Raw genomic sequence first — 14,355 nt, 5'->3', positions numbered from 1 at the left:
CTCTCGCCGGTCACCGTCGCGCGGCGGCACGCGACGGTGACCGGGCCGGTGCGTCCGGCACCGCCCTCGACGGCGCGGACCGGCACGCGGCGCCGTGACGTGGTGGCACTACCCTGCTCCGGGGGTCTTCACACGAACTTCACGGACAGGAGAGTCATGAGCGCCATCGGATGGCGGGTGCACGGGAACGGGAAGACGGTCGCGCCGGGGGACGTCGTCGACCCGGACGAGCGGCTGAGCTGGCCGCGGACCGTCGGGATCGGCATGCAGCACGTCGTCGCCATGTTCGGCGCGACGTTCCTCGTGCCCCTCATCACCGGGTTCTCGCCCGCGACGACCCTGTTCTTCTCGGCGATCGGCACGGTCGGCTTCCTGCTCATCACGCGCAACCGGCTCCCCAGCTACCTCGGGTCGAGCTTCGCGTTCATCGCCCCGATCGGCGCGGCGACGGCGTCCCAGGGCCAGTCGGTCGCGGTCGGCGGCATCCTCGTCACGGGCCTCGTGCTCGCCGCGGTCGGCCTGGTCGTGCACCTCGCGGGGGCGCGGTGGATCGACGTCGTCATGCCGCCGATCGTCACGGGCACGATCGTCGCGCTCATCGGCTTCAACCTCGCGCCCGCCGCGTGGGGCAACTTCCAGCAGGCGCCGGTCACGGCCGTCGTCACGCTGACCGCGATCATCCTCGTGAGCGTCCTGTTCAAGGGCATCCTCGGTCGCCTGTCGATCCTCGTGGGCGTGCTCGTCGGGTACGTCGTGGCCGTGGTCCGGGGCGAGGTGTCGTTCGACGCGGTGCGCGAGGCCGCGTGGATCGGCTTCCCCGAGTTCGTCACGCCCACGTTCGACGTCGCCGTGCTCGGCCTGTTCGTCCCCGTCGTGCTCGTGCTGATCGCCGAGAACGTGGGCCACGTGAAGTCGGTCGCGGCGATGACCGGCAAGAACCTCGACGACCTCACCGGCCGCGCGCTCTTCGCCGACGGCCTCGCGACGACGCTCGCGGGCGTGGGCGGCGGGTCCGGCACCACGACGTACGCCGAGAACATCGGCGTCATGGCCGCCACGCGCGTGTACTCGACCGCGGCGTACTGGGTCGCGGCGGCGACCGCGCTCGTGCTCTCGCTGTCGCCGAAGTTCGGCGCGCTCATCGCCACGATCCCCGCGGGCGTCCTCGGCGGCGCCGCGACCATGCTCTACGGCATGATCGGCATCCTCGGCGCCCGGATCTGGGTGCAGAACAAGGTCGACTTCTCCGACCCGGTGAACCTCACGACGGCCGCCGTGCCGCTCGTCATCGGCATCGCCAACTTCACGTGGTCCGCGGGCGACCTGACGTTCGAGGGCATCGCGCTCGGCACCGCCTCGGCGCTCGTGATCTACCACCTCATGCGCGCCGTCGCCCGGTGGCGCGGGACGACGCAGGAGCCCGCCAGCCCGGCGTCGGCCCCCGGCGGAGACGAGCCCGCCGTCCACGACGCGCACTGAGGCGGCGCTGACACCACGCGGCCCTGGGCGCCGGTCCGTCACGGCACCGGACCCGGGGCCGCGTGCTGCCCGGGAGCGCCCGCTCGGCGGCCCGGTCCGTCCGAGGAGCGGCACGCGCACGGACGCAACCTAGAGCCGCAGCCCCAGCACGAGGCCCTCGGGCACGTCGAGGCGCGTGAAGCCGAGGTGCTCGTAGAAGCCGATCGCGGAGACGTTGTCCTCGGCGACGCCCAGGTGGACCCCGGGGGAGCCCGCGGCGCGCAGCGCGTCGAACAGAGTCTCGAGCAGTCGCCGGCCGTTCCCGCCGCCCTGCGCGGCGGGCAGGAGGTCGACGTGCAGGTGGGAGGGGTACGCGTCGAGGATCGCCGCGTGCGTGCGGTGCGGGCGGTGGATCTGCTGGACGAGGGCCTCGTCGCGCGAGTCCGCGGGGAAGGTCTCGAGCGGGTAGCGCTCGCGCAGCGCGGGCCACCACTCGCGCTCGGTCCGCGCCTCGAACGCCGCGGTGTCCCGGGCCCCGAGCACGTACCCCGCGGCGACGCCGTCGGCCTCGACGACGAACGCGAGCCCGGGCTCGAGGGCCAGGTACGCGCCGAGGTAGACCTCGCCGAGCAGGCGCGGGTCCGCGTACAGCGCGGTCGCGTCGGCCCCGGACGCGCCGGTGCGCAGGCAGATCTCGTAGAGGCGGTCGACCTCGGCGGGGTCGGTGGTCCGGGCGTGCCGGAGGGGCAGGGTGCTCATGGGAACCGTTCGGCGGTCGTGAGGATCGGCGGGGCGCCGGGTGGGGACGCGCTCAGCCCTCGGTGGCGGGCACGGGGAGCGGCCGGGGCGTGATCTGCTCGATCGGGACGCAGCCCGGTCGGCTCTCGAGCGGGACGTCACCCGACAGCCCCACGAGCTCCGGGTCCACGACGTTCTCGAAGTCCGCACCCACGTACAGGTCGACGGTCGCGGCCTCGCGCACGTCGAGCACGAGGCCCGGGTTCTCGTAGTGCGCGGCCAGGGTGTACGCCTGGGCCACGCTCGTGAGGCCGAAGTGGATCTGCGTGCGCGTCATCGCGTCGGGGTCGCCGTCGCCGTCGACGTCCGGGGCGTTGCCCGTCGTGAGGATGGTGAAGCCGCGCGACTCGAGGATGTCCCGGTTGAGCCGGCCGAGCGGCTCGTCCGTGCCCGACGCGTTGTAGATGTTGACCTGGACCTGGCCCGCCGCGACCGGGAGGGTGCCCTCGGCGAGGCACGGGACCTCGACGTCCGCGAGGTCGTCGACCGCCTCGGGGGACGACAGGGGCCGGTCGAACGGGGCGTCGATCGCCCCCGTGTACACGGCCAGAGCGCCGAGCCCGACCACGGCGAGCGCGGCGATGAGGAGCCCGAACACGACCGCCTGGCGCTCGTGCATGCGTCGACGACGCTCGGCGCGCGCGGTGTCGGGGCGGGTGGTCACGCCAGAAACCTACCGGACCGGGTGCTCATCGCACGGTCAGCACGCGCGCGTGCAGGATCGCGCGCTGCTGGAGGGCTGCGCGGACGGCGCGGTGCAGCCCGTCCTCCAGGTAGAGGACGCCCTCGTACTCCACGACGTGGGCGAACAGGTCGCCGAAGAAGGTCGAGTCCTCGGCGAGCAGGGCGTCGAGGTCGAGGGTTCGCTTGGTGGTGACGAGCTCGTCGAGGCGCACCTGGCGCGGGGGCACCTCGGCCCAGTCCCGGGCGGTCACCCGGCCGTGGTCCGGGTAGGGGCGCCCGTCACCGACGGCCTTGAAGATCATGCGGGACATCCTAGAGGTCGGGCGCCGGGCCCCGCGGGGCCCTTCCGGGGGCCGGTCACGCAGTCGTCACGATCTCCCCACGAGGGGTGACCGGTCTCACCCCGGGTCGACCATCGACGGCCCTGCCGGGCCCGGCCCCGCCGCGTCGTCGACCAGGCGCGCGAGCTCGCGCACGACCGCGCCCGGCAGCGCGGAGGGGAACACGAGCGCGCGCTGGAGCTCGCCCGCGCGCCAGCCGTCGCACGCGAGCGCCGCGACCACGAGGGACGTCGGCGCGCCCTCGTCGCGCCACGCGCGCAGCACGAGCTCGTGCACGGCGTGCTGGCCCTCGGGCACGTCGTCGCGCGCGACCCCGCCGAGCGCGTAGAGCCGCAGGAGCGCCGCGGCCTTGCGCGAGTCGTCGAGCGCTGCGACGGATGCCGCGACCGCCGCGCGGGACGGGTCGAGGCGCAGGGGCGACAGGTCGTCGAAGCCGGACTGCAGGACCTCGAGCGCGACGTCGTCGACGAGGGTCTCCGCGTCGCCGAACATCGCGAGGAGGGTGGACTCGCTGCGGTCGCACCGCCGCGCGACCGCGGCGAGCGTGACGTTGTGCACACCCTCCTCCAGCGCGACCCGCAGCACGGCGTCCACGAGGGGCCGCTCGTCGTCGCGGAACGGGTCGGCGTCGAGGTCGACGTCGCGGAAGACGACCGCGCTCGCGGGCGGCCGGACGTCGGCGTACCGGGAGAGGTCCTCGATCACCGCGTCCCACTCGGACTCGGTGAGCTCGTACGCGTCCTGGTAGAGGCCCAGCCACGTCCCCTCGAGCGCGAGCGCGGCGACCCAGGTGCGCGCGTCGCGCGCGCCCGCGTCGTCCGCGCCGTCGCGCGTCGGGATCGCGGCGACCCACTCGTGCAGGGCGGCCCTGGCCGAGCGCGTCGCGTCGCTCCGGTCGGGCGTGGGCATGACCGTCACCTCCGTGGTCGGGACCGTCCACCGAGCCTAGCCGCAGGTGGGCCGCCGTTCGCGGCACGCCGTCGCCGGGTCAGGGGCGGGGGACGTCGCGGCGGCGGAACGCGGTCAGGCCGAGCCCGACGAGCGCGGCGGCCAGGAGCGTGAGCCACACGAACGGCCACGGCTCGACGTCGGCGCCGGGGAGCTGCGGCACGTGCCAGAACGGGGAGGCCGCGCCGGCCCACGACGGCAGGTCGAGCAGACCCCCGAACATCGTTACGACGAACGAGTACGCGAGCAGCGCCCACGCGAGCCCGGCGAGGCCGGGCCGCCCGCCGAACGCGGCCGCCCCGACCCCGGCGACGACCGCGACGGCGGGCAGGTACGCGAACGACGCCGCGAGGTAGTCCGCGAGCCCGAAGGCGTCCTCGCCGACGCTGAGGGCGCCGAGCCACAGCCCGAGCGCGCTCGCGACGAGCAGCGCCGCCGTCCCGAGCAGGGTCACGACGAACTGGCCGCCGAGCCAGCGCACGCGCCCCACCCCGGTCGCGAGAACGGGCTCGAGCCGGCCCGACGTCTCCTCCCCGCGGGCCCGCTGGACGGAGGCGACGGCGAAGCCGCCCGCGCCGAGGCCGAGGAAGAGCGCCATGACCGCGACGAACCCGCTCACGAGGTCGGTCGGGTCGCCGAGCATCGCGGCGATCTCGGGGTTGTCCGCGACCATCGTGCCCACGGAGTCGACGAACGTCCCGCACGCGAGCGCCGTGAGGCCGACCGCGACGCCCCACGCGAGCACGGACGCGCGCTGCTGGCGCCACGCGAGGGCGAGCGGGCTCGCGAGCCACCCCGCGGCGTCGGGCCGGCCCGCGCGCGGCGGCACGAGACCCGCCCCGAGGTCCCGGCGCGCCGCGAGCGCCGCGCCGAGCACGAGGAGCAGTGCGACCAGCACCAGCGACAGGGCGAGCGGCCACCAGCGCAGGTCCACGTACGCGCGGATCTGCTGCGCCCAGCCGACGGGGGAGAGCCACGAGACCCAGCTCCCGTGCAGCTCCTGGACGTCGCCGAACGCGCGGAGCAGGAACGCGACGCCGAGCACGGCGAGCGCGAGCCCGCTCGCGGCGCGCGCGTGCTCGGTCACCTGGCTCGTCACGGTGGCGACGGCGGCGAACACGAGGCCGGTGACGCCGACGGCGGCGCCGAGCGCGAACGAGTCGACGGGCGCGAGGCCCGCTGCGGAGAGGACGGCCCCGCTCGCGACCGCGATCGCGGCGTTCGCGACGAGGGCGGCGGCGAACGCGGCGGTCCCGGGGGCGTGGCGGCCCACGACCCCGGCCCGCACGAGCTCCGCGCGCCCCGTCTCCTCCTCGGCGCGCGTGTGCCGCACGACGAGGGAGATGCTCATGATCGCGACGGCGACCATCACCGTGAGCGCCATCTCGTTCGCGATCATGGCGCCGAGCGTGTAGTCCTCGATCCCGTACTGCGGGCCGGAGAGCATGATGCCCGCCGGGCTCGACACGAGCGCCGCGCGCGCCTGGCGCTCCGCCGCGGTGGGGTAGAGCGCGTCGAGCGCGACGGCGACGTACGCGAGGAGGAGCGCGACCGACGCGGTCCACACGGGGATCCGCACGCGCTCGCGGCGCAGCGCGAACCCCAGGAGCGTCGTCCAGCCGGTGACCCCGCGCCCGCGCGGCTCGGGTGCGACGACCGCGGTGCGGCGCCCGCGCGGCGGGGCGGCCGCGGGGGCGGTCTCGGCGCGGCTCACAGCGACCCCGCGCCGTCGAGCAGGGCGAGCTCGTCGCCGTAGTGACGCAGGAACAGCTCCTCGAGCGAGGGCGGGGTGACGGCGACGGACCGCAGCCCGAGGTCGGTGACGGCCCGCAGGACGGCCTCGACGTGGTCGTCGTCGACGTCGAACCGCACGCGCGTGCCGTCGGCGCCGGGCTCGGCGACGAGGTCGTGCACGCCGGGGAGGCTTGCGAGCGCGGCGGGGTCGCGGAGCGTGACGGCGGTGACGGACGACCGCGTGAGGTGCCGCAGCTCGGCGAGCGTGCCCGACTGCACCGTGCGGCCCGCGCGGATGATGGTCACGGTGTCGCACAGCTTCTCGACCTCCGCGAGGATGTGGCTCGACAGCAGCACGGACCGGCCCTCCGCCGTCACCTCGCGCACGCACTGCGTGAAGACCGACTCCATGAGGGGGTCGAGGCCGGACGTCGGCTCGTCGAGGACGAGGAGCTCGACGTCGGACGCGAACGCCGCGACGAGCGCGACCTTCTGCCGGTTCCCCTTCGAGTAGGTGCGCGCCTTCTTCGACGGGTCGAGCTCGAACCGTTCGAGCAGGAGCTCCTTCCGCCGCGGGTCGACGTTCCCCCGCAGCCGGGTGAGCAGGTCGATCGCCTCGCCGCCGGTGAGGCTCGGCCACAGGCTGACGTCGCCGGGCACGTACGCGAGGCGCCGGTGCAGGTCGACCGCGTCGTGCCACGGGTCGCCGCCGAGGAGCCGCGCGCTGCCCGAGTCGGCGCGCAGGAGGCCGAGCAGGACGCGGATCGTCGTGGACTTGCCGGCGCCGTTCGGTCCGAGGAACCCGGCGACCTCGCCCGCGCGGACGGTGAGGTCGAGCCCGTCGAGCGCCTGCACGTGCCCGAACGCCTTGCGCAGGTCGTGCACCTCGACGGCGGGGGTCGTGCTCGTCATGGCGTCTCCTCCTGGTGGGTGGTGTGCTGGACGTAGGCGTCGAGCAGCGTGGGCTCGGTGAAGAGCCCCTCGGTGAAGACCTCGAGCGCGGGGAGCATCACGCGCCCGACGTACTCGCGCAGGTCCGCCCCGGGGTCGCGCGGCTCGGTGCGGTCGCGCAGCACGCCGTCGACGAGCAGCGAGCCGAGCGAGAGCGACACGAGGTAGCTCGCGCGCGCCGCCTCGTCGCGGCTCGGGCGGATCGTGCCGGCGGCGACACCCGCCGCGAGGTACTCCTGCGTGACCTCGGTGAGGTGCGCGACGAACGACCGCGCGAGGTCGCCGCCCGCCTGGAGGCTGCGCAGCGTGTACTCGAACACGGGTGCGTAGTCCTCGATCGTCGCGAGCTGCGCGAGCAGTGACATGGGGCCCGCGTCGGGGTTCTCGGGGGAGACGGCCTCGGTCTTCGCGTCCCGCACCGCCTCGAACACGTAGGTGTCGCACGCAGCGCGCAGCCCGTCCTTGGACCCGAAGTGGTGCACGACGAGCCCGGCGCTCACGCCGGCGTCGGCCGCGATCGTGCGCAGCGACGCTCCGAAGCCGTCGCGCGCGAAGCGGGCGATCGCCGCGTCCCGGATCCGCGCGCGGGTCGTGAGGTCGTCGGCGCCCGTCGCCGCGGGCCGCCGTGGGCCGGACGAGGAGGACGTGGTTGAACGCATGTTCAACAGGCTAAACGAGTGTTCAACGGGTGTCCAGGGGTCGCTGCGCGGGGCGCGGGGACGTGACGGTGTGGCGAAGATCCGCGAGTCGGGCCCCCGCACCCCTGCCGTTCCGGGCCGGACACCCGTAGGCTGGGGGGAGCCGTCGGCGGCACCGCCGGCGCCACGTCCCGGCGCGTCGGACCGTCGGGACGTCGAGAGGCCCGTCGCACCCGTGCGACGGGCCTTTTCGGTGCGGGCGCTCGCCCCGCCGGCCGGGCTGCCCGTCGGGCGAGCCGGAGGGGAGGCGTCGGGCGAGCCGGACGGGAGACGACGAAGGGCCCGCCGCGTCTGCGGCGGGCCCTTCGGTCCGGCGGAGGATGGGGGATTCGAACCCCCGAGGGCTGTTAACCCAACACGCTTTCCAAGCGTGCGCCATAGGCCACTAGGCGAATCCTCCTGGTGCGACGGCCGGGTGCGCAGGCGCACCGACAGCAGCGCAACGAGGATACCGGACCGCGGCGCCCGGGCCGAATCGCCCCTGCGGACGCGGGTTTCGGGTGGGGCGCGGACCTGGGCTAGTCTGGGTGCAGACCCCTCGTGCGGCACCATCTCGCCGAACTCCCCCAGGGCCGGAAGGCAGCAAGGGTAGGTGAGCTCTGGTGGGTGTGCGGGGGGTCCTTCACATTCCCGGGGGCCGGCGGTGCCGCACGGCCGACGTGCAGTGCCCGCCCGGGCGTGGTTCCCTGCCCGTGTGACCGGGGACACCCAGAGCCCGCTGTCGACGGCGAACCTCCTGCGCCGGGTCGTCCCGGCGCTCGTGATCGGCGTCCTCTGCGCCCTCACGCTCGTCGCGCTCTCGTCGTTCGCGACCTGGGTCCAGCACCTCGTGTGGGAGAGCCTGCCCGCGGCCTGGGGCCTCGGGGCCACCCCGACCTGGTGGACGGTCGTCGTGCTCACGGTCACCGGGCTCCTCGTCGGGGCGGTCGTCCGGTGGGCGCCCGGCCACGCGGGGGTCGACCCCGCGACGACGGACCTCGTGACGGCGCCGCTCCCGCTGCGGGCGCTCCCGGGGCTCGCGGTCGCGCTCGTGCTCGGTCTCGCGGGCGGCGTGAGCCTCGGGCCGGAGAACCCGATCATCGCGATCAACGTGGCGCTCGCCGCCTGGATCCTGTGCCGCCCGCGCCTCGGCGTGCCCGTCGAGGGTGCGGTCGGGCTCGCCCTGGCCGCGACGATCGGCGCGCTCTTCGCGACGCCGGTCGCGGCCGCGCTCGTGCTCACCGAGACCTTCGCGGAGCGCGGCGACCGCAGCGGACCGCTGTTCGACCGGCTCTTCGCGCCGCTCGTCGCCGCGGGCGCGGGAGCCGTGACCATGCTCGCGCTCGAGGCGCCCACGTTCGCGATCGACCTGCCCAGCCGGCCCGGGCTCCACGCCGGGGACGCGCTCGGCGCGGCGCTCGTCGCGCTCGCCGCCGCGGCGCTCGCGCTGCTCGCCGTCCTCGCCCTGCCGTGGGTCCACCGCGCGCTGCACGGGATGCGCCACCCCGTCCTCGCGCTCGGCACGGGAGGTCTCGTCCTCGGCCTGCTCGGCGTCGTCGGCGGCCCGCTCACGCTCTTCAAGGGCCTGGAGGAGATGAAGGAGCTGTCCGAGCAGGCCGACGCCATGACGTGGGGCGCGATCCTGCTCCTGGCCGTCGTGAAGACGGGGGCGCTCGTCGTGGCGACGAGCGCCGGCTTCCGTGGCGGGCGCATCTTCCCCACGGTGTTCATCGGGGTCGCCGTGGGGTTCGCCGCCACCGCGCTCGTGCCCGCGGTGCCCGCGGCGGTCGCCGTCGGGGCGGGCGTGCTCGGCGCGACGATCGTCGTGAGTCGGGACGGGTGGCTCGCGCTGTTCATGGCGGCCGTCGTCGTCGGGGACGTGCAGCTCATCCCGGTGCTGTGCGTCGCGATCCTGCCGGTCTGGCTCGTCGCGCGCGTGATGCCCCCGATGCGCGTCGCGCCCCCGGCGGGCGGCGCGCCCGAGTTCGCCGCGCTCGCGCCGCGGTCCTGAGAGCCCTGGGACTGCCGCGCGCGGCTCGGGGGTGTGGCGCACGTCTCCCCGGCGAGGTCGCTGGGCGGCGTGAAATCCGTCGGCGACGTCCGATATTCGCCGGTTCGCCCCTCCTGTTTCCCGCGATGCGATCAAAAACCAGTCCGCATCGTGGACGATTTGCCCGGGAGATTGGCGCCGCGCGCCGACGCGTGCACATGATGTCGGCATGACCCGGCACCACGTCGACACCACGACCCCGCGCGCAGCGTCCTGCGCCGGCGCCTCGTGCTGTCGTGTCGTGCGCACCGGGCGAATGTGCGGCCGCTGACGCCGTCGTGACCCGCAGGGAGACCTGCGCCGCACCCGCCGCGTCGTCCTCGACGACCGGCCCCCGCTCGCCGCGAGGCTGATGGCCCGCCGGAAGCACCCGAACCCCACTCCTGCAGGACCGTCCCCTGCGCCCGGCCGTGCCGACCCCGCACGACCGCCACCGGAAGGAACCCCATGTCGTTCTCGACCACCCGCAAGCGCCTCACCTGGACCGCGATCGCCGCGACGGCCGCCCTCACGCTCACCGCGTGCGGCGGTGGCGGCACCGGCGGCTCCTCTGCCGACGGCGACGACGAGGGCCCGATCCGCATCGGCGTCGTCGGCGCGTCCGACGACAAGTGGGCCGTGTTCCAGGAGCAGGCCGAGGCCGAGGGCATCGAGATCGAGCTCGTCGACCTCCAGGACTACACGCAGGCCAACCCGGCGCTCTCGCAGGGCGAGCTCGACGTCAACCAGTTCCAGCACCTGCAGTTCCTCGCGGGCTACAACGTGGACGCGAACGACGACCTGCAGCCCATCGGCGCGACCGCCGTCTACCCGCTCGGCCTGTACTCGACCAAGCACGCCTCGCTCGAGGACATCCCCGAGGGCGGTCAGGTCGCCGTCCCGAACGACCCGACGAACCTCGCCCGCGCGCTCCTCGTGCTGCAGGACGCGGGCCTCGTCGAGCTCGAGGGCGGCGGCAGCTCCATCTCGACCGAGGCGGACGTGCTGCCGAGCTCCAAGGTCACGGTCACGCCGGTCGACGCCGCGCAGACGCCGATCCAGCTCCAGTCGGTCGACGCCTCGATCATCAACAACGACTTCGTCGCCGACGCGGGCCTGAAGCCCGAGGACGCGCTGTTCCAGGACGACCCGGACTCCGACGCCGCCAAGCCGTACATCAACGTGTGGGTGGCTCGTGCGGAGGACTCCGACGACGAGACGCTCCTCAAGCTCGCGGAGCTCTCGCACTCGCCGGAGGTCGTCGAGGCCGAGAAGGCGGCGTCGGGCGGCACCGCCGTCATCAAGGAGAACTCGCCCGCCGAGCTCCAGGAGATCCTCGCCGGCATCGAGGACGACATCCGCAACTCCTGACCCGCACGCCGCGGGGGTGGGTGCGCGCGCCGCACCCGCCCCCGCGCGCCGTCGTCCCGGGGGGGGAGGACGATGGCAGGCGAGCGGCTCACCGACCGGCAGCCCGACGGCGCCAGGCGGCCGGCCCCACGGACCGGCCTCCGACGAGAGGAACCCGACGTGACCGAGGCCCCCCGCGACCCGGGCGGTGACGCGCAGCCCGCGATCGAGCTGCGCCACGTGAGCAAGACCTTCGGCGACGGCGAGCACGCCGTGCACGCGGTCGACGACGTCTCCCTGACCGTCCGCCGCGGCGAGATCTTCGGCGTCATCGGCTACTCGGGCGCCGGCAAGTCGACGCTCGTGCGCCTGATCAACGCGCTGGAGACCGTGACGAGCGGCGAGGTCGTCGTCGACGGGCAGGTCATCACCGGGCTGCCCGAGCGCCGGGTGCGCGAGGTGCGCTCGCGCATCGGCATGGTGTTCCAGCAGTTCAACCTGCTGTCGTCGCGCACGGTCGCCGGGAACGTCGCGTACCCGCTCAAGGTCGCGGGGTGGCCGCGCGAGAAGCGGGCGGCGCGCGTCGCGCAGCTGCTCGCGTTCGTCGGCCTCGCCGACAAGGCGAAGGCGTACCCGCGCCAGCTCTCCGGGGGGCAGAAGCAGCGCGTCGGGATCGCCCGCGCGCTCGCCGCGCAGCCCACGATCCTCCTCGCCGACGAGGCGACGTCCGCGCTCGACCCCGAGACGACGCGCGAGGTCCTCGCGCTCCTGCGGCGCGTCAACGCCGAGCTCGGCATCACCATCGTCGTCATCACGCACGAGATGGAGGTCGTGCGCTCGACGTGCCACCGCGTCGCGGTGATGGAGCACGGCAAGGTCGTCGAGACGGGCGACGTGTACGACGTCTTCTCCGCGCCGGGCGCCGACGCCGCGCAGCGGTTCGTCGGCACCGCGCTGCACGACCGGCCGTCGCGCGAGACGCTGGCCCGCCTGCGCGAGCGTCACCCCGGCCGTCTCGTCACGGTCGGCGTGCGCGAGGGCGCGAGCACGGGCTCCGACCTGTTCCGCCTGCTGCGCGAGCACGACGTCGACGGGTCCGTCGTCTACGGCGGCATCTCCGAGGTGGGGGAGCGGCCGTTCGGGTCCCTCACCGTCGAGCTCGACGCCCCGGAGGACCGCGTCGCGCCGTTCCTCGCGGCGCTGGCCGCGCACGCCGACGTCGTGGACCTCGGGACGGCGGAGCACCCGCTCGAGGACCCGCGCGTCGCGCGCCTCGGCGCCGGTCCCGGCGGCGGGGACGCGCCCGACGACGACGGCGACCCCGGCGACCCGTACGGCACGGCCCGCGACACCCTCTTCCGCCACGGCAACCTCGGAGGCCGCTGATGAACCGCGACTGGTCGCAGCTGTGGCCCATCCTCGTCGAGTCGTTCGGCCAGACCCTGCAGATGGTGTCGGTCGCCCTGCTCACGGGCGGTCTGGCGGGCCTCGCGCTCGGCATCGCCCTCTACGTGACGCGGCGCGGCAACCTGCTCGAGAACCGCTGGGTGTTCGGCGCGCTCAACGCGCTCGTCAACGTGGTGCGGCCGATCCCGTTCATCATCTTCGTCACGCTGCTCGGTCCCGTGACGCTCCAGGTGGTCGGGACGACGCTCGGCACCGAGGCGTTCATCTTCCCGCTGTCCGTCATGACGGCGTTCGGGACGAGCCGCATCGTCGAGCAGAACCTCGTGGGGATCGACCCCGGCGTGGTCGAGGCCGCGCGCGCGATGGGCGCGTCGTCGTGGCGCATCATCACGACGGTGCTCGTGCCGGAGGCGCTCGCGCCCCTCATCCTCGGCTACACGTTCCTCTTCATCGCGGTGCTGGACATGTCGGCGATCGCCGGGATCATCGGCGGCGGCGGGCTGGGCAACTTCGCGATCGTCTACGGCTACCAGCGCTACAACTGGGGCGTCGTGGTCGTGACGGTGCTCGTCATCATCGCGATCGTGCAGGTGGCCCAGCTGCTCGGCAACTGGCTCGCGCGCAAGGCCCTCCACCGCTGAGGACGCGGCCTCGTGCGTGTGGGTCGCGACGTCTAGAGTGACCGGGGTGAGCACCGCCCTGTACCGCCGCTACCGGCCCGAGACGTTCGCCGAGGTGATCGGTCAGGACCACGTGACCGCGCCGCTCATGCAGGCGCTGCGCAGCGGGCGGGTAAACCACGCCTACCTCTTCTCCGGCCCGCGCGGGTGCGGCAAGACGACGAGCGCGCGCATCCTCGCGCGCACGCTCAACTGCGCGCAGAACACCCCGGACAACCCGCTCGACACCCCGTGCGGCGTCTGCCCCTCGTGCGTCGAGCTCGCGCGCGGCGGCCCGGGCAGCCTCGACGTCGTCGAGATCGACGCGGCGTCGCACAACGGCGTCGACGACGCGCGCGAGCTGCGCGAGCGCGCCGCGTTCGCCCCGGCGCGCGACCGGTACAAGATCTTCATCCTCGACGAGGCGCACATGGTGACGCCGCAGGGCTTCAACGCGCTGCTCAAGCTCGTCGAGGAGCCGCCCGAGCACGTGAAGTTCGTGTTCGCGACCACGGAGCCGGACAAGGTCATCGGGACCATCCGCTCGCGCACGCACCACTACCCCTTCCGCCTCGTCCCGCCGGACGTGCTCGGCCCGTACCTCGAGGAGCTGTGCGCCGCCGAGCGCGTCACCATCGGCAGCGGCGTCGTCCCGCTCGTCACGCGTGCCGGGGGAGGCTCGGTGCGCGACTCGCTCTCGGTCATGGATCAGCTCATCGCCGGTGCCGAGGACGGCGCCGTGGAGTACGAGCGCGCGGTCGCGCTGCTCGGCTTCACGCACGCGACGCTGCTCGACGACGTGGTGGACGCGCTCGCCGCGCGCGACGGCGCGAGCATCTTCCGCGTCGTGGACCACGTCATCGCCACCGGGCACGAGCCGCGGCGCTTCGTCGAGGACGTGCTCGAGCGGCTGCGCGACCTCATCGTCATCGCCGTCTCCGGCGACGAGGCGCAGGCCGTGCTGCGCGACCAACCGGCCGACCAGCTCGAGCGCATGCGTGCCCAGGCGCAGCACCTCGGCGTCGCCGAGCTCTCGCGCGCGGCCGACCTGGTCAACGCGGCGCTCACCGAGATGACGGGCGCGACGTCGCCGCGCCTGCACCTCGAGCTCCTCATGGCGCGCCTGCTCCTCCCGGGCGCGGACGACGGCGCCGCCGGGTTCGCGGCGCGCCTCGACCGCCTGGAGCGCGGCGGCCTGGGCAACGTCGTCGTGCCGCCCGCGGCCGGGACGCCCGCCGGGTCCGACGCCGCCGCCCCGGCTCCCGCGGCGACCGCGCCGCCGTCGGGGCTCACCGGTCCCGCCGCCGTGCGCGCGGAGC

Annotated in this window: 13 protein-coding genes, 1 tRNA gene and 1 other RNA gene; 7 read left to right on the top strand and 8 right to left on the bottom strand. The window is 74.5% G+C overall.

Annotated features, from left to right (window positions below):
• The first annotated feature begins 156 nt into the window (after positions 1 to 156).
• Complete coding sequence (locus GYH36_RS11170; protein ID WP_024841667.1) at positions 157 to 1,479, top strand: uracil-xanthine permease family protein; 1,323 nt, start codon at positions 157 to 159, stop codon at positions 1,477 to 1,479.
• A 129-nt stretch (positions 1,480 to 1,608) separates the two neighbouring features.
• Here GYH36_RS11170 and GYH36_RS11165 read toward each other — a convergent pair whose 3' ends face one another.
• The 8 genes from GYH36_RS11165 to GYH36_RS11130 all read right to left on the bottom strand — a co-directional run bounded on the left by GYH36_RS11165 (position 1,609) and on the right by GYH36_RS11130 (position 8,012).
• Positions 1,609 to 2,217 carry a GNAT family N-acetyltransferase gene (locus GYH36_RS11165; protein ID WP_051471851.1) on the bottom strand — a complete coding sequence of 203 codons (609 nt, stop codon included), beginning with the start codon at positions 2,215 to 2,217 and terminating at the stop codon, positions 1,609 to 1,611.
• Positions 2,218 to 2,269: 52 nt separating this feature from the next.
• Entirely contained in the window at positions 2,270 to 2,920 is a 651-nt protein-coding gene (locus GYH36_RS11160; protein WP_024841669.1) for a LytR C-terminal domain-containing protein, read from the bottom strand.
• Between the two features lie 25 nt (positions 2,921 to 2,945).
• The gene (locus tag GYH36_RS11155; RefSeq protein WP_024841670.1) at positions 2,946 to 3,242 is read right to left on the bottom strand and encodes a type II toxin-antitoxin system VapB family antitoxin; all 297 of its coding nucleotides are present in this window, start codon (positions 3,240 to 3,242) and stop codon (positions 2,946 to 2,948) included.
• Between the two features lie 96 nt (positions 3,243 to 3,338).
• A complete protein-coding gene (locus GYH36_RS11150) occupies positions 3,339 to 4,190 on the bottom strand; it encodes a TetR/AcrR family transcriptional regulator (protein WP_143314392.1) in 852 nt (283 codons plus the stop codon).
• 79 nt (positions 4,191 to 4,269) lie between these two features.
• Complete coding sequence (locus tag GYH36_RS11145; RefSeq protein WP_203231777.1) at positions 4,270 to 5,943, bottom strand: ABC transporter permease; 1,674 nt, start codon at positions 5,941 to 5,943, stop codon at positions 4,270 to 4,272.
• Positions 5,940 to 6,875: an ABC transporter ATP-binding protein gene (locus GYH36_RS11140; RefSeq protein WP_162289872.1), complete on the bottom strand. Its 936-nt coding sequence runs from the start codon at positions 6,873 to 6,875 to the stop codon at positions 5,940 to 5,942. Before GYH36_RS11140 ends, GYH36_RS11145 begins: the two co-directional genes overlap by 4 nt.
• On the bottom strand, positions 6,872 to 7,573 hold the full coding sequence (locus tag GYH36_RS11135) for a TetR/AcrR family transcriptional regulator (protein WP_162289871.1): 702 nt from the start codon (positions 7,571 to 7,573) through the stop codon (positions 6,872 to 6,874). Before GYH36_RS11135 ends, GYH36_RS11140 begins: the two co-directional genes overlap by 4 nt.
• A 353-nt stretch (positions 7,574 to 7,926) precedes the next feature.
• Positions 7,927 to 8,012: transfer RNA gene (locus tag GYH36_RS11130), tRNA-Ser, on the bottom strand.
• Between the two features lie 129 nt (positions 8,013 to 8,141).
• Between GYH36_RS11130 and ffs the strand changes: the two genes are divergently transcribed.
• The 6 genes from ffs to GYH36_RS11100 all read left to right on the top strand — a co-directional run.
• An RNA gene (gene ffs, locus GYH36_RS11125) (signal recognition particle sRNA small type) lies at positions 8,142 to 8,238 on the top strand.
• A 68-nt stretch (positions 8,239 to 8,306) separates the two neighbouring features.
• Positions 8,307 to 9,602 (top strand): ion channel protein, encoded by a 1,296-nt coding sequence (locus GYH36_RS11120; protein WP_162289870.1) that lies wholly within the window; start codon positions 8,307 to 8,309, stop codon positions 9,600 to 9,602.
• A gap of 486 nt (positions 9,603 to 10,088) precedes the next feature.
• Positions 10,089 to 10,991 carry a MetQ/NlpA family ABC transporter substrate-binding protein gene (locus tag GYH36_RS11115; RefSeq protein ID WP_024841676.1) on the top strand — a complete coding sequence of 301 codons (903 nt, stop codon included), beginning with the start codon at positions 10,089 to 10,091 and terminating at the stop codon, positions 10,989 to 10,991.
• 159 nt (positions 10,992 to 11,150) lie between these two features.
• Positions 11,151 to 12,356 carry a methionine ABC transporter ATP-binding protein gene (locus GYH36_RS11110; RefSeq protein WP_376739822.1) on the top strand — a complete coding sequence of 402 codons (1,206 nt, stop codon included), beginning with the start codon at positions 11,151 to 11,153 and terminating at the stop codon, positions 12,354 to 12,356.
• Positions 12,356 to 13,018 (top strand): methionine ABC transporter permease, encoded by a 663-nt coding sequence (locus GYH36_RS11105; protein ID WP_024841678.1) that lies wholly within the window; start codon positions 12,356 to 12,358, stop codon positions 13,016 to 13,018. Before GYH36_RS11110 ends, GYH36_RS11105 begins: the two co-directional genes overlap by 1 nt.
• 46 nt (positions 13,019 to 13,064) lie before the next feature.
• The coding region (locus tag GYH36_RS11100) for a DNA polymerase III subunit gamma and tau (RefSeq protein ID WP_162289868.1) at positions 13,065 to 14,355 on the top strand (1,291 nt) is incomplete at its 3' end.

Source organism: Cellulosimicrobium composti (assembly GCF_010287905.1).
Lineage (GTDB): Bacteria > Actinomycetota > Actinomycetes > Actinomycetales > Cellulomonadaceae > Cellulosimicrobium > Cellulosimicrobium composti.
This window is presented reverse-complemented; position numbering and strand designations above follow the sequence as displayed.